Origin of the sequence: Corynebacterium sp. Z-1, from assembly GCF_031844665.1 — a bacterium.
GTDB lineage: Bacteria > Actinomycetota > Actinomycetes > Mycobacteriales > Mycobacteriaceae > Corynebacterium > Corynebacterium sanguinis.
Map to the genome: position 1 here is coordinate 1,540,991 of NZ_CP134621.1, position 18,592 is coordinate 1,559,582.

19 protein-coding genes are annotated in these 18,592 nt (G+C 56.9%); 8 read left to right on the plus strand and 11 right to left on the minus strand.

Going from position 1 to position 18,592, the window contains the following annotated elements; all coding sequences use genetic code 11:
• Positions 1–48 precede the first annotated feature (48 nt).
• The 11 genes from RIU96_RS07540 to RIU96_RS07590 form a co-directional block, all read right to left on the minus strand.
• Positions 49–642 (minus strand): hypothetical protein, encoded by a 594-nt coding sequence (locus tag RIU96_RS07540; protein ID WP_311204831.1) that lies wholly within the window; start codon positions 640–642, stop codon positions 49–51.
• Positions 626–1,087 carry a hypothetical protein gene (locus tag RIU96_RS07545; RefSeq protein ID WP_311204832.1) on the minus strand — a complete coding sequence of 154 codons (462 nt, stop codon included), beginning with the start codon at positions 1,085–1,087 and terminating at the stop codon, positions 626–628. Before RIU96_RS07545 ends, RIU96_RS07540 begins: the two co-directional genes overlap by 17 nt.
• A 2-nt stretch (positions 1,088–1,089) precedes the next feature.
• The gene (locus RIU96_RS07550; protein WP_311204833.1) at positions 1,090–1,578 is read right to left on the minus strand and encodes a hypothetical protein; all 489 of its coding nucleotides are present in this window, start codon (positions 1,576–1,578) and stop codon (positions 1,090–1,092) included.
• 153 nt (positions 1,579–1,731) lie between these two features.
• Positions 1,732–2,181, minus strand: coding sequence for a hypothetical protein (locus RIU96_RS07555; RefSeq protein WP_311204834.1), 450 nt, complete (start codon positions 2,179–2,181; stop codon positions 1,732–1,734).
• A 179-nt stretch (positions 2,182–2,360) separates the two neighbouring features.
• Positions 2,361–3,200, minus strand: coding sequence for a replication-relaxation family protein (locus tag RIU96_RS07560; RefSeq protein WP_311204835.1), 840 nt, complete (start codon positions 3,198–3,200; stop codon positions 2,361–2,363).
• A 232-nt stretch (positions 3,201–3,432) separates the two neighbouring features.
• A complete protein-coding gene (locus RIU96_RS07565) occupies positions 3,433–5,736 on the minus strand; it encodes a type IV secretory system conjugative DNA transfer family protein (RefSeq protein WP_311204836.1) in 2,304 nt (767 codons plus the stop codon).
• Entirely contained in the window at positions 5,733–5,924 is a 192-nt protein-coding gene (locus tag RIU96_RS07570) for a hypothetical protein (protein ID WP_311204837.1), read from the minus strand. The genes RIU96_RS07565 and RIU96_RS07570 overlap by 4 nt, the downstream gene beginning before the upstream one ends.
• 13 nt (positions 5,925–5,937) lie before the next feature.
• Positions 5,938–6,135: a hypothetical protein gene (locus RIU96_RS07575; protein ID WP_311204838.1), complete on the minus strand. Its 198-nt coding sequence runs from the start codon at positions 6,133–6,135 to the stop codon at positions 5,938–5,940.
• Between the two features lie 24 nt (positions 6,136–6,159).
• Complete coding sequence (locus tag RIU96_RS07580) at positions 6,160–6,900, minus strand: MT-A70 family methyltransferase (RefSeq protein WP_311204839.1); 741 nt, start codon at positions 6,898–6,900, stop codon at positions 6,160–6,162.
• 312 nt (positions 6,901–7,212) lie between these two features.
• Positions 7,213–7,473, minus strand: a complete 261-nt coding sequence (locus RIU96_RS07585) for a hypothetical protein (protein WP_295646525.1) — start codon at positions 7,471–7,473, stop codon at positions 7,213–7,215.
• On the minus strand, positions 7,470–7,775 hold the full coding sequence (locus tag RIU96_RS07590) for a hypothetical protein (protein WP_311204840.1): 306 nt from the start codon (positions 7,773–7,775) through the stop codon (positions 7,470–7,472). The genes RIU96_RS07585 and RIU96_RS07590 overlap by 4 nt, the downstream gene beginning before the upstream one ends.
• A gap of 131 nt (positions 7,776–7,906) precedes the next feature.
• Here RIU96_RS07590 and RIU96_RS07595 point away from each other — a divergent pair, with 131 nt between their 5' ends.
• The 8 genes from RIU96_RS07595 to RIU96_RS12000 all read left to right on the plus strand — a co-directional run bounded on the left by RIU96_RS07595 (position 7,907) and on the right by RIU96_RS12000 (position 18,465).
• Positions 7,907–8,242, plus strand: a complete 336-nt coding sequence (locus RIU96_RS07595; RefSeq protein ID WP_311204841.1) for a site-specific integrase — start codon at positions 7,907–7,909, stop codon at positions 8,240–8,242.
• 445 nt (positions 8,243–8,687) lie between these two features.
• Positions 8,688–11,141, plus strand: a complete 2,454-nt coding sequence (locus RIU96_RS07600) for a type I restriction-modification system subunit M (protein ID WP_311204842.1) — start codon at positions 8,688–8,690, stop codon at positions 11,139–11,141.
• A complete protein-coding gene (locus RIU96_RS07605) occupies positions 11,138–12,343 on the plus strand; it encodes a restriction endonuclease subunit S (RefSeq protein ID WP_311204843.1) in 1,206 nt (401 codons plus the stop codon). Before RIU96_RS07600 ends, RIU96_RS07605 begins: the two co-directional genes overlap by 4 nt.
• The gene (locus RIU96_RS07610; protein WP_311204844.1) at positions 12,340–13,071 is read left to right on the plus strand and encodes a TIGR02391 family protein; all 732 of its coding nucleotides are present in this window, start codon (positions 12,340–12,342) and stop codon (positions 13,069–13,071) included. Before RIU96_RS07605 ends, RIU96_RS07610 begins: the two co-directional genes overlap by 4 nt.
• Positions 13,068–16,154 carry a type I restriction endonuclease subunit R gene (locus tag RIU96_RS07615; protein ID WP_311204845.1) on the plus strand — a complete coding sequence of 1,029 codons (3,087 nt, stop codon included), beginning with the start codon at positions 13,068–13,070 and terminating at the stop codon, positions 16,152–16,154. Before RIU96_RS07610 ends, RIU96_RS07615 begins: the two co-directional genes overlap by 4 nt.
• Positions 16,138–16,878: a M48 family metallopeptidase gene (locus tag RIU96_RS07620; RefSeq protein ID WP_311204846.1), complete on the plus strand. Its 741-nt coding sequence runs from the start codon at positions 16,138–16,140 to the stop codon at positions 16,876–16,878. Before RIU96_RS07615 ends, RIU96_RS07620 begins: the two co-directional genes overlap by 17 nt.
• A gap of 12 nt (positions 16,879–16,890) precedes the next feature.
• Complete coding sequence (locus RIU96_RS07625) at positions 16,891–17,787, plus strand: nucleotidyltransferase domain-containing protein (protein WP_311204847.1); 897 nt, start codon at positions 16,891–16,893, stop codon at positions 17,785–17,787.
• Complete coding sequence (locus tag RIU96_RS12000) at positions 17,788–18,465, plus strand: Cap15 family cyclic dinucleotide receptor domain-containing protein (RefSeq protein WP_396136754.1); 678 nt, start codon at positions 17,788–17,790, stop codon at positions 18,463–18,465. It begins immediately after the preceding gene.
• The last annotated feature ends 127 nt before the right edge of the window (positions 18,466–18,592 follow it).

The following is an 18,592-nucleotide window of genomic DNA, read 5'->3' on the forward strand; positions in this document are numbered from 1 at the left end:
GAGGTGTTTACCTCCCTGAACTGCCAGAATGTGATGGATACGTCTTCTCTAGGGGTGGAAGATATGGACCTGATCTCTGCCAGCCGAGATCTCAAAGCCCATACTGTTTTGAGCCCAGTCCAGAAACGCGTCGGTGTCGAGGTGCAGGATGCCCTCGGGAATCGCGGCGGCGTGCTGGACCTGCTCCAGGGCTTCAGACCAGCCCAGAATCTGGAAGGACTCTGCCGCCCAGTCTTCTGGGGTGTCGTAGCTGCCTACGTAGACTGAGTCGAAGTCCTGCTCCAAGTCATCTGGAAGTTCCTCGAAGTAGTAGCGGGCAAGAAACGTCAGGAAGGCATTCGGCTCGCGTGCGAAGATTTGCCCTGCCGCCTCCAGATGCTCAGGGGAAATGACATCCTGCCATTCCTCCCATTCCCTGAGGAGGGCTTTCTCCTTTTCGTGCTGTTGGCTGGTTGCCGTCACCTCAATCTCCGAGGTTGACCCAGCTACGGTTTCGCAGGAGTCCTGGATAACGACGATTTCGGTTGGCCGCGTGACGTCCCAGTCGGGGAGTATCTCGTCCATCGTGCGGTCTGACGAGATGGTGGCTTTTTGCTCCGGTCGAGGGGTCGGAGCCTGGTTGCGGTTATGGTTGGAAGACATGGATCTGCCTGCCTTTCTCGTGGACTTCAAAGAGCTCGAATCGATTGCCGGCGGAGATGAAGTGGTCAAGGTCCCACTCGAGAGCTCCCTCAGGGATGCCCTGTTCGGCAATCACTTCTTCGACGGCGTCTAACCAGCCGAACTCGCGGTACGAATCCAGCATCCAGTCGCGGAGGCTGTCGTAGGAGCCGACGTAGGTTTCGTAGAAATCTTCTTCGATGTCTCCCACGCCATGCTGGAAGTAGTACTTCTCCAGGTAGACGAGGAATCCTGCGCCATGCTTCCTCCTTAGGCGCTTGGCGGCCTTGAGGTGTTCGCCCGGCAACCCCTCCGACCAGCCTTTTGGGGTGAGCGGGCCAGATGAAGTTTCGCGGTTATCTGGGGAGGTGGGCATGTGGTCGCGCTCCATGTCATCAATGTCGCGAGGTAGTGGTCGTTCACTCATGGCTATCTCTCCTCCTCGGGCGGACGGCTGAAGACTGTTACCTGGCCGTCTTGGAAGATGAACTCCATGTCGTTTTTCAGCCGGTCGACCAGGGCCATCTCAGCCAGCGACATATGTTCCTCAAGGTGGCCGAGGGCGTTGAGTAGCGTCTCGATCGCCTCCATCGGTTCCATGTGATAGGCCCAGTTGTCGGTGAACTCGTCGACCGAGTTGTAGGTACCCCAGTAGTCTCCGCCAAAGCGCTCAACCGTCTCCTCGTTGTCGGCCTCGATCTCGCGGCGCTCCCGGTAGAGCCGGTAAGCCGCCAGCTCATCGAAGTCCAGTTCCTCAAGGTGCTTGTTGCGCAGCTTGTCGTAGGTGGCCCTCGCGAGCGGATCTTGGTTGGCCCGCTCGGACAGCTCCGTTAGGGTGTAGCGCTCGAGGTCGCCTTGGTCAGGGTTGTGGTCGTTGTGGTTCGGGCGGGGGCCGAACCGTTCAGGATTCTTGTTCATTGGGAATCCTCCTTTCGTTATTGCATTTACCTATATTTATTGAGTTATATCCACTCATATGTTCGAAATGAGGGAAGTTTTTGGGTGGTGCCGAGCCTCCCGCCTGCCTGGCGGGCAGCAGGGCTACTCGGCACCGGTTCCAGGTACTTAGTCCTACTTCCGGGTGAGAGATTCGCGGCGGAAGACGAACCAGTTATTTAGGCCTTCCACGAAGTAGAAGTCCTTTGGCAACTTCTCCCAGAGCGCAACCACATCGACGGCGGGAGGTTGATCATGAGGGTCTTCCGGATCCAGCCAGATCGGCGCGATCTCGCCTCGGTCGCTCAGCAGCTTCAGCAAGTATTCGATGGCGCGATCCTTGGTCGCCGCCTTAACCAGGTAGGTCTCCAGAAAATCCTTCTCGAGGTTGACTGGGTCCCACATCGGTTGCTGGCGGCAGCTTAGGTACGCCACAAAAGCCTCGCTGTATGTCTGCCGGTAGAGTCGTTCGGCGATCTCATACCAGGCTGGGTCCTGGAAGATCCGCTCTAATAGCAGCCCTACCCGCCGTGTCGAGACGGTTGCCTCGAAGTCGGCGTTTAGTGGATGGTTATTGTTTGTCATGATGTCCTCCTTTCGTTTAGTTGATGGGTCATGACTCCGGCGGGAATTCCTCTTGGTCCCACTGGAGGTGGGGCAAGGCGGGATTCCAGTACCGGGCTTGTGCGAGGTATCCCAGGTGCGCCATCTCTCGAGGGGGAGAGGGGCTGCAGCGACTGGGGCCTCAGGTCTAGTTGGAGACGTCAGCCGGCGGGTGGCTGGTCGTCTTCGGGTGCGCCGAAGAACCGTTCGGGGCCATCGCGCACCAGACTGGGTAGCTCATCGAGCTGGAGCGTGAGCCAGAAGTCGCTCGGCAGGTCGGGCTCTCGGGAGAGGTAGCGGCGGATCTGGGCTTGGCGTTTGGCTGATGGGACGAGCCAGACAAGGGCTGGGAAGGAACCGCTGGCCTTCTGTTCTTCCCCGCTGGCCTGGTAGGCCCCGTAGTTTTTGGTCGTGTTCAGTACTCGGGCTGGATTCTCAGTGGCTCGGTCCACTTCGATGACATAGCGGTCGGTGAACTCCGGGCTGTGGATGGTGACTTCGATGTCTGGGCGAAGGGTTTCCATGATCCCCTGACGGCCTAGGTAGTTTCTCCAGCACCGAGGTTCGCGGAGGATGACAGCGTCGAACCCGGAGTCCTCAGCGGCCTCTGTTTTGAGCTCACGGACAGTTTCTTCGATCCGAAGACAGGTCTCGGTGATGGCGAGGGTGTGGCCGAGGAAGGTGGTGGACACCTCGCGCGGTCTTAACCGCCTATGGCCTCGCTTGAGGTGACGTAGCCCGCTGGTGGTTAGCGCCCAGATCGTCAGCTCCGAGCCTCCTTGCCAGCCACCGACCCGGCGCTCGAGTTCGGTGATGAGCCCGGCCTCAAGGAGCTGGCTGAGGTGACGCTGGGTCTGGCGGATGGCGGATCTGTCCGACCCGTAGCCGACTCGGGTGAAGCGTGCGAGCTGGTCGGTGGTGGCAAACCGGTGGGTGTGGAGCAGCTCGAGAAGCTCGATCTGACGCGGGCTTCTGGCTGGCGTGGGGTCGAAGATGTTCATGAGGATCCTCCTGGCGGGATGTGGTTAACGGGTGTTGCTGGGGGCTGGTCGAAGCCCGTGGGCGTCGAGCGGGCGACCCCCGCCGGGTGACCCTCAAGACTGGGGTCAGTCGCCGGCTGGCGGGCGGGGTTTGGGCGAACGTCCGGCAAGGATGCTGGGTAGTTGGTCGAGGTGAAGCGTCTACCGAAGCGTCTAGGGTTCTGGCCGGTATTCAAGGGGTGGATGGGCGGGTTCATGGCCGTGGCTCCTGGTTCTCGGGTGCTGGGTTGGAGCCGGTTCGAGGGGTTCGCCCGACCTTGACCTGTGGCTCTTCCTCTGGGGTTAGGGCTCTTGGGGTGCGCCCTACAGGGGCTGAAGCCTCCGGGGCCGGTGCTCGCAGTAAGTCGAGGAGCTCGGCCTCTGTCTCGGAGGCGCAGACTCCGTAGCTGGCGTGAGATGAGGCGTAGAGGTCACTGCCGTCTTGGATGGGTCGGGCTGGTGGGAGTGTGGTGGCGGAGAACCAGTCGGTGGCTTTCCCGCTTTGCATGAGGTTGGCGTAGATCTGGTACTTGCCGAGAAGCTGGAAGTCTGCTGGCTCGAGGGGACTCGCGCGCTTGGCAACTGCGGCGGCGTCGTGGCCGCCGAGGCCGAACACAATTTTTGATCGGGTGTTGGCGTCGATGGCGGTTTGCATGGCTGGCGTGAGTTGATCCCGGTACTGGTTGGCGAGGATGAACCCCACCCCGAGCGACCGAGCCTGGGCCAGCGCGTCGGCGAGGTCGTCTGGGATGCCGGCGAGGAAGTCGTGAACCTCGTCGATGTAGACGGTGACCGGCGTCCGCTTTGAGGCTGGCAGACTCTGGCGCTCCAGGATCTTCGTCCACAGGTGGCTGACCACCAGTGCGCCGAGGAGCTTGGCGGCCTCTGATCCCACTCGGCCCTTGTTGAGGCTGAGCAGGACGATCTTGCCTCCAGACAGCAGTTCATCGATCGAGAAGCGGGGTGAGCTCTGACCAAGCATGGCCCGAAGCCCTGGGCGCAGGATGATCTGGCGCAGTTTGTTGAGGACTGGGGCGATCTCCTGGAATTGGCGCTCGGGCTTGAGGGCTTCGTAGCGCTGCCAGAAGTTGTCGACGCCGAGCGGATCGTCACTGTCCTTGAGTACCTTCTTCCTGAACTGCGGATTGGTCAGGAGCGGTTCCAGCCACAGCAGATTGGCGTCCGGGTGCCTAGCCAGAGTCAGCAGCGAGGCGCTGAGCACGTCGGCGGTGCGAATACCCCAGTTCTCCTTGAACAGAGCCTCGAAGGTCGACAGCAGACTGTCCGCAGCCACATGCGCTGTCTCAGGGGTAGTCGCCAGTGGGTTGAAACCCACCGGTGTCGGGCTGGTGGGATCCAGGATGACGACATCAGCGTGCCGATGAGCCGGGATACGCTCCAGGAGGTCGGAGACGAGATCACCCTTCGGGTCGATCACCAGCGTCCCGAGGCCGGCGTTGATATCGGCTAGGATGAGGTTTTCTAGCACTGTGGACTTTCCTGACCCGGTCGGCCCGAGAAGGTGCGTATGGAAGAGCGCGTCCTTGATGGGAATACCCACTCGGTCGTCTCTGCCTGGAGCGTTGGCGACGGCAAAGTTTCGAGGCGTTGAGGCCAGCTTCGGTGGCGGCAGGAGTTTAGGGTGGAGGTTGCCGATCAGGGGGAGTGGTGGCTCGCCGATTGGCCAGCCAGATAGCCCTGGCAGGTCGCAGCTGCGAAACCTCAGCGTCCACCGCCAAGGTAACCCGACCTTGTTCAGCCGAGCCGGGGAATCTTCGCGTAGCGTGATCCGACTACCCGAGGCCTCCATGACCCGAAACAGCCCCAGCATCTGATTGATCAGCTGGTACGAGCGCTTAATCGACGCGGTACCGCTGACCCCAACCCGGAGATGACCCTGCGCGCCGTGCAGATCATCAAGACCGGTCTTCGCGCTGCGGGGCGTACTCTGGCGCGAACTCTTCGGAGGCGGCGCTCCGACAGCGTGCTTGGCAGCCTGGGAGAGAAGCTCGATCCACCCCGCATCAGTGGCTCGGGGATGGACTGGCGGCAGAATCCGGCGACCGATTAAGAGCTGGAGACAGATCTCCTCGCCATCTGCCAGCTGACCCGCCGCGGAGAACATGGAGCGGATAACCGCATGAGTCCGTGCTGGGTCGGTGGAAGGTGGACTACCTCTGAGCTGGAAGCGGCTGGCCATCTCGACTGGGCGGCGAGGGGCTTTCGGTGCTGCCAGGTGGACATCGAGCTGGGATCTCAGGATCTGCTTGGTCTCGGCGATCTTGCCCTGTCGAGCGCCAATGAGCCATCGCACACCGGTGTTAGTGGCTCTCGCCTCAAACACGATGGTGCCGAGCATCCCGTTGGCGCAGAGCTGCTCGAAGACGCCACTGGCCGCAGCGAGGTCGGTCATGTTGTTGAAGTAGATCTCCCGCCAGCGAACCGCTGAGGTCTTCTTCCGAGTACTCACCGGCGGCTCGTGGCCTTGAGTGCTGGTGGTGATATCTGGGAGGTTCATGGCTGTTCTCCTTTCTTGCCTGTGGGCTGAGATTTCTTGGGTGTCTTCTTGCGCCTGCGTCGGCGCTTGGCCGATTGCTGAGCTTCGAGGGCGATAAGTACCAATGCCTTGGCGAGCTGATCGAGGTCGATGCCCTCCTGGACGATGGGGTCAATCCGGTGTGGCGACGGGTGGGGATCGTGGCTCATGGCTCGCCCCTCCTCACCAGTCGGCTCGACGCCTGAGCCACCAGATGGCTAGCCAGAGACCTGCGCCCAGGACCGCCAGTCCCAGAAGCCACGGCCAGATGCAGCGCAGCAGATCGACGGCAAGGTTGAGGAGCAGAGCACTGGCGAAGAGCAACAGACAGAAACGGAAGACTTGCTCGATGAACGACTTCGGACTGGACGTGGGCAGCATGGCAAGCTCCTAGGATTCGGGTGGTCATGACGGCTCTCCCGCCCGGTTTGGAGCGAAGCCCTGCGGGTTGGTGTCACTGGGAACCTCATACCCCCACGGGGCAAGCGAGATGGTCGAGGCGACTTCGTTGCCCCACACGTCCCAGTGGCTGGCAGTCGGGGAAGGGCGCCTGGCGAAGAGCTCCAGGTAGTGGCCGGGACCTGCCACCCGCTCGATCATCTGGTGGATCTCCTCGGGCTTACGGGAGTGCTCCTGGAGCGGATACATCCCCCAGTTGGGCTGAGAGCGGAACTGGAACTTCGTACCCTTACCCTTGACCCCGAGAAGCAGCAGCTCAGCCGCGTTACGGAAATAACCGCCGAGGGTGAACCGGGGCTTGATCCAGGAGTAGAAGGACTTGTAGGCAAAGCCCCAGTCATCCAGGATCTGAGCTCCGTAGGGCAAGGTGGCGGTGGTGACCCACATGAAGCAGAAGCTCTGCTCAGCGGCCAAAAATTTGATCGCCTCGCCCATCTCGCTGATGCGCCCGCGGGTCATAAGTTCGTAGTGCTCACCCGCCCCATGCTTGGACTTCTGGAAGACGTCCCAGGGCGGGTCAGCCAGCACGACCTTGTACCGGCCTCGCTTCGGTGGCGGGACCAGCATGGAACCGGGGGCTGCCGGCACGACGAGACCGTCGCTGGTGGTAGTCCATCGGGGCTGGAATGCCTGCTCAATGGCCGGTCGGCCAGGCTGGTGCGGGGTGTGGTCAGTGAGGTGAGACATGGTGAACTCTCCTTGAAATAGCGTCGATTAAGACGCGGGGTTAGTGGTTGGTGTGGGGTGAAACGTGGTGGGAGCGGAGGTGGTCTCGACGCTTCGGTGGGGCGTTTCTTGGAGGCCATTACGGGGCAAGATCCCCGAAATGTAAAGACCTCAAAACGCACTGCTTAGTTTCGGCGCGACAGGGGTTGACAGATGTAGCGGATTGTTTTGTGGCTACCGAAAGTGATCGCCGTATTTTTCACTACACCCCGGAAGGAACGGGTCTTTCGAGGATGAGTGAGGTCAGGTCCGCAGTAGTTGAGAGTCGCCTGGTTACCGGTGTCGAGCACGCCAAGCAGCGTTGTCGAGGTCGTATCGAGCTTGGAGGTAGTCGAGGGTTAGATCGAGGCTGGGATCTCGGGCCGGCTCACTGGGGTGGTCGAGCTGGTAGTCACTAGTCAGCGCCAGGGTGATCATGGAAATGATGATGGCGAGAGCAAGAGTCACAAGTACCCAGGGAGTCGTCGAGAAGAGCAGAAGCAGCAGGGTGACTGTCATGAGGCCGATCGAGACAAGGCCGAGAAACTGGATCACTGGAACCGCCTCCCGGCGACTCGGTTGGCTGCGTTGGCGGCATAGTTCCTGATGATGGGTTCCAGGTAGGAGGCTGCTTCGGGGCAGTCCTGGAGGTGCTGCTTGGCTCGGTTGACTAGTGCTGTCGTGTGCTCCATGGCCTGGTCTGCCAGGCGGGCTTCGGTGAGGTCCCGGAAGTGCTGGAGATCGGCATCGGCCTTGATCTGGGCGGCCTCGAAGCGGGTGTGGCGGTCGAGGGAATCGAACTCGTCGGTTCGGGCGACCTGGCGGCGGTTGCCGCCGAATGGCATGAGGTTAGACATGGTCTTATGTCCTTTCCTGAAGACCCCGTTACGAAGGGACCGGTCACAGCGGTTGCGACTGGATTCAGGTTAAAACGACCATCTAGCTGCAAGAAAGCATAAGCATGATAACAACCTCTAGGCTCTAGGTCATGGAGGAGCAGTTGCCTTACCCCGACCACGAGATGATGTTCGCGGAGCCGCTTCCGGAAGAGTGGCAAGAATTCGTCGATCTACGCGAAGACCTGCTTTTGAACTACCGCTACAACACTGCTCGCGCCTACTGGAACGACCTGACGGAATGGTTCTTCTGGGCGATCGAACGAGACAAGGACGTCTTGGAGCTGAGCGACAAGGATAAAAAGCAGTACGTCGCCCTCCTCAGACGACGGAAATATAGCGAGAATACGATCCGACGCAGATTAGTAACTTTGGGCTTGCTCTATAGGCTGAGGGAAGAGCGGCGCGCCGATAAGGGGAATGAATGAGGCATTGGAATTCCAGTCTCGGTCGAAGACGATCCAGTCAACGTAGCCGTCCAGGCTTGGGTTGCGGCTCTCGGAGGCGCTCATGAGCACGACGCTACGAAGCATTACCCGGCAGGGTCGCCCCCTGGAGTGGACGAAGTTCCACCGCTTGCGTGTTCGAACATGGCGACCTCTCCGAGAGGTGTGTGGACTCGTGGACATAGTTAACAAAACCCCAGTTCGGAGGTATAATCAAAACATTGACGACCAACCCAGGGGTGAAGCTACAGTCCGCCACTTCACACCTGACGAGGGCAGTTCCCGGCAACCATGTCGGTGGCGATCAGTAGAGTCAACTAGCTAACAAGATTTAGACCACCCAGCGTGGAGGAGAAAACCGCAAGATGAGCCTGAGAGTCCAACAAGCATCAATTAACGCCGAGTCGTCGAAGGTGGTGACGTGGTAGTGGCTCTCAAGAAGTCTGATCTTTACAGCTCCCTCTGGAAGAGTGCCGATGAGCTGCGCGGCGGCATGGATGCCAGCCAGTACAAGGACTACGTCCTGACGCTCCTGTTCGTGAAGTATGTCTCGGATAAGGCCAAAAGCGACCCCTACAGTCTGATCGAGGTTCCCGAAGGTGGATCTTTCGATGACCTGGTAGCACTCAAGGGTGCTCCCGATATCGGCGAGAAGATGAACATCGCCATCCGTCGCTTGGCTGAGGAAAACGACCTGCAGGGTGTGATCAACAACGCCGACTTCGATGACCCGAACAAATTGGGCGAAGGCAAGGCGATGCAGGATCGCCTGACCAACCTGGTTAGCATCTTCCAGGACATCGATTTCACCGGTTCCCGCGCTGAAGGTGACGACCTGCTCGGGGATGCGTATGAGTACCTGATGCGGCATTTTGCGACGGAGTCCGGCAAGAGCAAGGGGCAGTTCTACACCCCGGCTGAGGTTTCCAGGATTATGGCCCAAGTGCTGGAGATCCCGAAGGATGCTCCCCGCTCTACCACCGTTTATGACCCGACTTGTGGGTCTGGATCACTCTTGATCAAGGTGGCTGACTCTGCTCCCAACGGCTTGTCGATCTATGGCCAGGAGAAGGACAACGCCACCTGGGCACTATCTCGGATGAATATGATCCTGCACGGCAACGAGACGCACGACATTCGCCAGGGAGATACGCTCTCTGATCCGAAGTTTCTCAAGGGCGAGCAGTTGCAGACCTTTGACTACTTCGTGGCCAACCCACCGTTCTCCGTGAAGACTTGGAAGAACGGCTTCGACAAGGAATACGACCGGTTCGAGGGTTTCGCTGAGCCGCCGGAGAAGAACGGCGATTATGCCTTCCTGCTTCACATGGTGAAGTCGCTCAAGTCTGATGGTCGGGGAGCGGTGATTCTTCCCCACGGAGTGCTCTTCCGTGGCAACACTGAAGCCGCGATCCGTGAAGAGCTGATCCGGCGCGGCCTGATCAAGGCGATCATCGGACTGCCAGCCAACCTCTTCTACGGTACGGGAATTCCGGCCTGCATCATCGTCATCGACAAGAAGGACGCGGCAAACAGGACGGGCATCTTCATGATCGATGCCTCCAAAGGCTTTGAGAAGGACGGGCCGAAGAACCGTCTGCGTCCTCGGGATATGCGCAAGGTAATCGACACCTACCTCGCTGGCGAGGAAATTGAGCGCTACGCCCGAATGGTGCCGCTCTCTGAGATCTCTGATGCGAAGAACAACTACAACCTCAACATCCCGCGCTATATCGACACCTCTGAACCTGAAGACATCCAGGATCTGGAAGCCCACCTTAAGGGTGGTATTCCGAACCGAGATCTCGATGCCTTAGACGAATACTGGGATGCTTTCCCGAACCTGCGTAATGAGCTGTTCCGGCCTCTCCGCGAGGGATATTCAGAGCTCACAGTGGAGCCCGAGCAGGTAGCCAAGGTGATTGAGGAATCGGAGGACGTCGAAGCTTTTACCTCGACTGTCTCCAAGGCTGTTGAGGAATGGTGGAACTCTCACCGAGGCCAACTGGAGGCGATTGACTCCCAGACCAGGCCTCAGCAGTTGATTGAGGATCTTGGCGATGACCTGCTGGAGAAATTCCGGGGTCGCCCGTTGATCAGTGAGTACAGCGTGTACGAGCAGCTGATGAGCTACTGGAATGACACCATGCACGATGACGTCACACTCATCGTCGGGTCCGGCTGGGTTGATGCTGCTCAACCGCGTGAAGCTCGGATCACTGGCTATGACAATAAAAAGAAGCCGAAGTACGAGAGCGCAGATCTGGTCTTTGGAACTGGAGTCAAGGCACAGCGCTGGGTAACTGACCTAATCCCGCCGGCGCTGATCATCGACCGGTACTTCGCCGACGAGAAGGCCGAGCTTGATCGCCTCACTGCGGAGCAAGAACGCATCAGCCAGGAGCTTCAAGAGTATATCGAGGAGCACGCCGTAGAGGAAGGGCTGCTGTGGGAGGCCGTCAACGACGATGGCGGAGTCAAGGTTGGTGATGCGAGCAAGCGGCTGAAGGAAGCCAAATCTGAGGGCGCAGAGGCTGAGGAGATCGAGACGCTCAACCATGTCATAAGCCTTTTTAAAACCGAAACAACTGCGAAAAAGGCTGTGAAGGATGCCAATCTAGACCTCAACTTGAAGACTTTGGCAACCTACTCGAAGTTGAAAAAGTCAACTATTTGCGATCTGATTATCGAGAGAAAGTGGGAAGTCACCGTACATACGAAGATCCGACTGGTTGGATTCCTTGCCACTCAACAGCTGACTAATCGACTGGAGACACTGGGGCAGCGATACAGCTCGACACTGGACGAACTTCAGGAAGAATCACAGCGACTTCAGTCAAGAGTCAATGAGAGTCTCGCGAAGATGGGATTCTGGAAATGACCGGAGACTGGGTAGATACCACGATCGGCGAACTGGCAGTTGTCACACGAGGCGCATCTCCTCGTCCGATCTCTTCGGACCGCTGGTTTGATGACGCTGGAAAAGTCGGGTGGATTCGAATTGCAGACGTAAACAGGTCAAACGGTCGGGAGCTCAAGGTGACTTCTCAACGACTTTCCGAAGATGGGATACTGCGAAGCCGTTTTCTAGACTCGGGAACTCTGATTTTGAGCATTGCTGCATCTGTCGGAATCCCAGTTATAACACAAATTCCAGCGTGTATTCATGACGGTTTTGTTGCGTTGACTTCAGTTAAAGCCGATCAGAAATTTATGCTCTATCTTCTTAAGGCCGCTGAGGGTCGTTTGAGGGAAGCTGGACAGTCGGGTTCCCAAATGAACATTAACTCAGACATTGTGAGGGGATTGCCTGTCAAAATACCGGCAGATTTCGCCGAGCAAAAGGCGATCTCAAGTGCCCTTTGGGAGAAAGACGATCTCATCTCCTCCCTCGAGCGCCTCATCTCAAAGAAGCGGGCAATCAAGCAGGGCATGATGCAGGAGTTGCTGACCGGGCGGACGAGACTGCCAGGATTTCAGGAGTCTTGGGTACAAACGAAGATTGGCAAGTTGGCCTCCGTTTTCGGAGGAGGCACTCCATCTACAAAGACACCTTCCTACTGGAATGGGGACATTCCCTGGTTTACTCCGGGGGAAATATCGAAGAATGGTTCGGGTTTAATTAAGAGCTCGGAACGCTCAATAACTAGTGAAGGGCTGCAAAGATCGGGAGCTAAGTTACTACCCGCCGACTCAATTCTAGTTACGTCCAGAGCGTCCCTGGGACACTGTGCAGTGGCCGAAGTTCCAGTTGCAACCAATCAGGGGTTTACTTCGCTAGTTCCAAAGGATTCCCGGTCTTCTTGGTTTCTCTACTACTGGATGCAGCATAACCGGCATGAACTGCAGACTCGAGCTGCGGGTAGTACCTTCCTGGAGATCAGTTCTTCGAAAGTTGAATCAATACCCATCACCATTCCAACTATCCGAGAACAAGAAGCTGTCGCCGGGGTCTTGCGAGATGCAGATAACGAAATTGATGCCCTCGATCGTCGTCTCGAATCCACTCGCAGCATCAAGCAGGGCATGATGCAGGAGCTTCTAACCGGACGCACGAGGTTGGCTTCGGAGGGAGTCCGATGAATATTGAGTGGGCTATTGAGCAGTTGGACAAGTTCATCACCATGACTGTGATGACGAACGATAGCCATAGCGGCCGCGGGTATGTTTCTATCTCTACGCACTCCAGTACTTCCGCTTCGGACGTTGAGGTCACTAAGCAAGCCCAGGTGGTTGAGAAGATATTAGACCGAGTTATCCCCCGATGGCGCACAGAGATCGAGCTATCCAAGACCAATCGATGGACCCGCCATCGTGAGGCAGCAATCCGTAGTCGTGAAGAACTGGTGCGTCAGCAGGAGGTCGAGCAGAACCTAGGGGAGAATGCTCCGGAACTTTCTGCTGCGGAGCTGCACACTTGGATCTGGGATGGAGCACAATCTCTCTGGCAGTCAGGTCATTACCGTGAAGCCATCGGTGGTGCGATTCGAAAGCTCAATGCTGAGGCTCAAAACAAGGTTGGACGTCGAGATCTTAGCGAAACTAAGCTCTTTCAAGAATCGTTTTCGGATAAGCCTGCTACAGCTGGAAAAGCACGCCTCCGACGTATGAATCCAGACGATAGTGATACATACAAGTCGGTTCAGAGAGGTGCGATGGCTTTCGCTGAAGGTATCTTCGCCGGTATTCGAAACCCTCTTAGTCATGAAGCTGGTCAAGAGCTTACAGAGCTAGAAGCTCTTGAATATCTCGCTGCCCTCAGCGTTTTGGCACGCTGGGTGGACGAATCCACGGTGGAGGTCTCGTCATGAGTTCTGTTGGGCAGCGTGAGCGCCTCACGCAAGATCGGGTCGTAGATGTACTTTCAAGCCAGCTGGGCTATGAGTATGCCGGAGACTGGAAAGATCGCGGCAATTCCAACGTGGAGGAGGAGCTGCTTCGCCAGAACCTTCTTGCTCGTGGCTATGAAGAGGACCTGGTTCGACGTGCGGTCCAGCAGTTCGTTACCACTGCGTCCCTCCCTGCGGGCGGATCACTCTACGATGCCAACCGCCGGGTGTATGGCTTGCTCCGTTACGGGGTGAAGGTCAAGCGCAGTGTCTCGGAGAACTTCGAAACGGTGTGGCTTGTCGACTGGAAGAACCCGGAAGCTAACCATTTTGTGGTGGCCGAAGAGGTCTCAATCAAGGGTAAGAACACCAAACGTCCTGACGTCGTGCTCTACGTCAACGGCATCGCTCTCGGGGTCATTGAGCTCAAGCGCTCTAAGGTCAGCGTGGGCGACGGTATCCGTCAGCATCTCGGCAACCAGAAGGCGGACTTCGTTCGTCCTTTCTTCACCACGGTCCAGCTACTGTTCGTTGGTAATGACGTCGAGGGGCTTCGCTATGGCGTGATCGAGACGCCGGAGAAGTACTGGCTGGAGTGGAAAGAACCCAGCGAGGTTGAGAACCATCTCGACCGTGGCCTGCTTCAGATGGCGAACAAGCATCGCTTTCTCGAACTCATCCATGACTTCATCGTCTTCGATTCCGGGGTGAAGAAGACCGCTCGACACAATCAATACTTTGGGGTTAAGGCTGCTCAGGAGCGTATCGCTCGCCGCGAAGGCGGCATCATTTGGCACACCCAGGGGTCAGGTAAGAGCTTGACGATGGTGTGGTTGGCGAAGTGGATCCGGGAGAACCAGCGCGAGGCCCGTGTCTTAGTGATCACCGACCGCACCGAACTCGATGAACAGATCGAGAAGGTCTTCGCCGGCGTCGATGAGACCATCGAACGGTCGACGTCTGGAGCCGGCATGATCGGCATGCTCAACCGGAACCAGCCCTGGCTGATGTGCTCACTGGTGCATAAGTTCCGGGGTGATGACGAGAAGGATCAGGGCGAGACCGAAGACTTCGTTCGTCAGCTCAAGAAGCCCCTGCTTGAGGGGTTTAGCCCGAAGGGTAATCTCTTTGTCTTTGTCGATGAGGCTCACCGCACCCAGAGCGGCAAGCTTCACAGTGCGATGAAGGAACTGCTGCCGAACGCGATGTTCATCGGCTTCACCGGCACACCTCTTCTCAAGAAGGACAAGGCCTCCAGTATTGAGACTTTCGGCTCCTACATCCACACCTACAAATTCGATGAAGCTGTTGAAGATGGCGTGGTTCTGGACCTTCGCTACGAGGCTCGAGACATCGAGCAGAAACTCACGAGCCCAGAGCGGGTCGATGAGTGGTTCCAAATCCACACCCAGGGCATGACCGATCTGACAAAGCACCAACTGAAGAAGCGCTGGGCAACGATCAAGGAAGTCGAGTCCGCTGAGCCGCGTGCCCGGCAGATCGCGGCAGACATCCTGATGGATATGGCCAGGATGCCTCGCCTAATGGATGGCCGAGGCAACGCCATGCTGGTGTGTTCGAGTGTCTACCAAGCCTGCAAGTTCTACGACATCTTCAGCCGCAGCGAACTCGCCGGCAAGATCGCCATCGTCACGAGCTATGAGCCGAACGCATCCAAGATCTCCAAGGAAGACTCCGGGGCCGGTAAGAACGAGGAGATCGTCAAGTACGACATCTACCGTCGGATGCTCGCCGACTACTTCCAGACCAACCCCGATGATGCTGTCAAGCGGATTGACGAGTTTGAAAAGAGTGTCAAGGAGACGTTCATCAAGCATCCCGGCCAGATGCGGCTACTTATCGTGGTCGATAAACTCCTGACCGGCTTTGATGCACCGAGTGCGACCTATCTTTACATCGATAAAAACATGCAGGATCACGGCCTCTTCCAGGCAATTTGTCGCGTGAACCGGCTCGATGGTGACGATAAAGAGTACGGCTATATCGTCGACTACCGAGATCTGTTCAAGTCCCTGGAGGATGCGGTTTCTGACTACACCTCTGAAGCCTTCGCAGACTACGACGAAGAAGATGTAGAAGGCCTGCTCAAGGATCGTATTGAGCAGGAGCGCCAAGACCTGGATGAAGCTCTGGAGATGGTGCGAGCACTGTGCGAGCCAGTGTCTCCGCCGAAGGGCACGCTGCAGTACCAGCACTATTTCTGTGCGATGGAGAGCGGCAACGCTGAGCAGCTCAAGGCCAACGAACCTAAGCGTGTCGACCTATACAAGGGTGTGGCGAGCCTGGTTCGCGCCTACGCCAACTTGGCCAACCGAATGACTGATGCCGGGTACTCGCCGAGCGAAGCGGAATCTATCAAGCAGCAGGTCAAGCACTTCGTCGATGTCCGCGACGAGGTGAAGCTCGGCGCTGGCGAGAACGTTGACCTCAAGCAGTTCGAAGCCGGCATGCGCGCGTTGCTCGATACCTACATCCAGGCGGACGCCTCACGAAACCTCGCGACCTTTGACCAGGGCCTCGTCCACCTCATCGTCGAGCACGGGGTCGGAGCCATCGAGAAACTCCCCGAGAGCATCCGCAAGGATCCAGAAGCGGCTGCCGAGACCATTGTCAACAACGTCCGTAAGACGATTGTTGATGAGCAGGCGATGAATCCGAAGTACTACGAGTCAATGTCGACGCTCCTGGACGCCTTGATCGAGCAGCGCCGTGAGGCCGTCATCGACTACCAGGAGTACCTCCTTAAATTGGTCGAGTTTACTCAGCGACTGGCCAAGGGAGAGTCGGAGCAGAAGTACCCGAAGTGGGCAGATAGTTCTGCCCGCCGCGCCCTGATCGACTTCGCGTGGCCGGAGGGCATCGAAGTCGATGTCGAGCGGGTCTACCGCACGATCCAGCGCAACAAAGAACATGGTTGGGCTGGAGATAAGACCAAGCATAAGTCTTTGATGCGTACTCTCGCGCTCAACTTCCCTGGGCTACTGCAACCCAACGAAATGAAGAAGCTGCTCGAGCTATTGGCGATGCATGATGAATTCCGCTAGTGCCTACCTCACCGTTTCCGGGCTTGATGTAGAGCTGGTCTACAAGGACATCAAGAACATGCACTTGTCGGTGTATCCGCCGATGGGTCGAGTACGGGTGGCAGCGCCGGCTCGCCTAGACGAGGACACGATTCGTCGGGCGATCATCCAGCGACTGCCGTGGATCCGGCGGGAGCGGGAGCGGTTGCAGAATGCGAACCGTCAGTCGGAGCGGCAGATGGTTTCCGGAGAGAGTCACTACGTGTGGGGCAAGCGCTACCGCCTCGATGTCTCAAAGCACAGCGGCAACCCGAAGGTACTCGTGGCCGGAGACACCCTCTGGCTTTACTCGCCGGAGGGATCGACCCGTGATGATCGGTTCGGCATCCTTGACCGTTGGTACCGGCGAGAACTCAAGGCAGCACTTCCGCCTCTGGTTGAGAAGTGGGAGACAGCCATGGGAGTAAAAGCTAACCAGGTCACGGTCAAGCGGATGAAGACTAAGTGGGGTTCATGCAACCCTGATAGCCGTAATATCTGGTTTAACCCGGAGCTGGCGAAGAAGAATCCTCGGAGTCTGGAGTACCTAGTGGTTCATGAGCTGGCGCACTTGCTCGAGCGGAGTCATAACGAGAAGTTCGTAGCCATCATGGATCGGTACCTACCGGACTGGACTGCTCGGCGAGATGAACTGAATGAAGCGCCATTAGCGGCGGAAGACTGGAATGAAACTAGCTGTGATTAAGGAACGAAAATAATGACCAATTTGGAATTGAAATTGGCGGAGTGGACCGGTCCATCCAGTCCGACTGAACAAGAAAAGCAAGATCGCACCGAGAGGATGATTCGGGAGGCCATTGAAGCTCATCCAGCCTTTGATGGAATGTCCTGTAAGATTTATGCGAAGGGATCTTATGCAAATAATACAAATGTAAAAGCCGACAGCGACGTTGATATCGCGGTCGAATGCCAAGATCTCTTCTACTGGGATGAACACACTTCGGGGGCTCATCCAGCAAGTAACGGTATCTACGAAGGAATTTGGACGCCCGAAAAGCTCCGTCACGAACTGACAATTGCGTTGAGAGCTAGGTTCAGCACCTCAGTGGATACAAGCGGATCAACCGCCATTCAAATTAATTCCAATTCTGCCCGCGTTGAGGCGGACGTCGTGCCTTGTTTTTCTTATCGATATTATTTTTCGCCGACTTCCTACCGCGAGGGCGCCAAAATATTTAAAACTGATGGTAATTCAATTGTAAACTACTCAGCTTTGCAGCTGGAAAACGGACGAAATAAAAACAACAGGACCAATTACAGATTCAAAAAATCAGTCCGCATTATCAAGCGTCTAGAAAACGCAATGGCCGAGGAAGGGTATCATCAGGAGGTTCCGTCATTCTTTATCGAATGTCTTGTCTACAACTGTCCGGATACGGTGTTTCAGCGCCTAACCTGGATCGAGACTGTAAAAGGCATTCTCGCGCATATTTATACATCCCTCGAAGGTGCGGAACCCACCGATTCAGAGAATCGCTGGTTGGAGGTTAATGGTGCGAAGTATCTCTTTCATGGATCGCAAAAATGGAGTCGCGAGGATGGACGAAATTTTGCCTACGCGGGGTGGAACTACCTTGGTCTGGGAGGGGCTTAAATGGCGCGGCCAATTGGTTTAGTTCGAGCCGTCGTTATCATTGTCTCCAGTGCGTATGCCGTTCTGATTTTCGTCTTGGGATTCGACCTACCACCGTGGTGGAGGGTCTTGGTATCCATGTTTCCGATCTTGGCTGCGGGATTTGTAATGGCCTGGGATCTATGGATTTGGCGTTGGCCAGGGATAATAAGGCTCTTTCGACGACCTGATCTCCGTGGGTTATGGAGAGTTACGCTCACTCCTCATGAGGATTCTGCGATTCCAGAAGGCGGCAACTGGGGCCCAGTGGTGGCCTATTTAGAGGTCAGGCAAACTTTCTGGTCTATTCACCTTAAGCTGTATACATTGCAGAGCTCCAGTAGAAGTACTGCATTCAGCTGGATAAACACACCCGAGAATGAGGTCGATTGCCTGAGCTACATTTATGATGGCATGCCAAAAATCTCTGAGACGTCTTTCATTACGAGGAACATTGGCGTCGGTACGCTAGCGCCGACATCACTTAAGCCAACTCAAATTGAAGGGCGATACTTTACTGATAGGCCAACGAAGGGAGATCTGGTTATGGAATTTGTGGACCGTACGAGCGGCTATCCGTCCTTCAACGCAGCGGACCGTTACGCAGACTCAATCCGTGCCAGTCAGGGAGCCGTACAAGAATCAACGAGCAGTCATTGATTTCTCAAATCCAGATTGAGAATTGTCGTCGACGGCTCAATCTGACACTAAGTTTAAGCAGGATCTGAATGCTCTCGTTGGAGACGATGAGGCTGAAAAGGTACTCTACCAGGTAAGATTGCGCTGG

What these genes read in the sequence shown, in the direction of transcription:
- RIU96_RS07540 (WP_311204831.1), bottom strand. Translation starts at nt 642, where the DNA reads ATGTCTTCCAACCATAACCGCAACCAGGCTCCGACCCCTCGACCGGAG.
- RIU96_RS07545 (WP_311204832.1), bottom strand. Translation starts at nt 1,087, where the DNA reads ATGAGTGAACGACCACTACCTCGCGACATTGATGACATGGAGCGCGAC.
- RIU96_RS07550 (WP_311204833.1), bottom strand. Translation starts at nt 1,578, where the DNA reads ATGAACAAGAATCCTGAACGGTTCGGCCCCCGCCCGAACCACAACGAC.
- RIU96_RS07555 (WP_311204834.1), bottom strand. Translation starts at nt 2,181, where the DNA reads ATGACAAACAATAACCATCCACTAAACGCCGACTTCGAGGCAACCGTC.
- RIU96_RS07560 (WP_311204835.1), bottom strand. Translation starts at nt 3,200, where the DNA reads ATGAACATCTTCGACCCCACGCCAGCCAGAAGCCCGCGTCAGATCGAG.
- RIU96_RS07565 (WP_311204836.1), bottom strand. Translation starts at nt 5,736, where the DNA reads ATGAACCTCCCAGATATCACCACCAGCACTCAAGGCCACGAGCCGCCG.
- RIU96_RS07570 (WP_311204837.1), bottom strand. Translation starts at nt 5,924, where the DNA reads ATGAGCCACGATCCCCACCCGTCGCCACACCGGATTGACCCCATCGTC.
- RIU96_RS07575 (WP_311204838.1), bottom strand. Translation starts at nt 6,135, where the DNA reads ATGCTGCCCACGTCCAGTCCGAAGTCGTTCATCGAGCAAGTCTTCCGT.
- RIU96_RS07580 (WP_311204839.1), bottom strand. Translation starts at nt 6,900, where the DNA reads ATGTCTCACCTCACTGACCACACCCCGCACCAGCCTGGCCGACCGGCC.
- RIU96_RS07590 (WP_311204840.1), bottom strand. Translation starts at nt 7,775, where the DNA reads ATGTCTAACCTCATGCCATTCGGCGGCAACCGCCGCCAGGTCGCCCGA.
- RIU96_RS07595 (WP_311204841.1), top strand. Translation starts at nt 7,907, where the DNA reads ATGGAGGAGCAGTTGCCTTACCCCGACCACGAGATGATGTTCGCGGAG.
- RIU96_RS07605 (WP_311204843.1), top strand. Translation starts at nt 11,138, where the DNA reads ATGACCGGAGACTGGGTAGATACCACGATCGGCGAACTGGCAGTTGTC.
- RIU96_RS07610 (WP_311204844.1), top strand. Translation starts at nt 12,340, where the DNA reads ATGAATATTGAGTGGGCTATTGAGCAGTTGGACAAGTTCATCACCATG.
- RIU96_RS07615 (WP_311204845.1), top strand. Translation starts at nt 13,068, where the DNA reads ATGAGTTCTGTTGGGCAGCGTGAGCGCCTCACGCAAGATCGGGTCGTA.
- RIU96_RS07620 (WP_311204846.1), top strand. Translation starts at nt 16,138, where the DNA reads ATGATGAATTCCGCTAGTGCCTACCTCACCGTTTCCGGGCTTGATGTA.
- RIU96_RS07625 (WP_311204847.1), top strand. Translation starts at nt 16,891, where the DNA reads ATGACCAATTTGGAATTGAAATTGGCGGAGTGGACCGGTCCATCCAGT.
- RIU96_RS12000 (WP_396136754.1), top strand. Translation starts at nt 17,788, where the DNA reads ATGGCGCGGCCAATTGGTTTAGTTCGAGCCGTCGTTATCATTGTCTCC.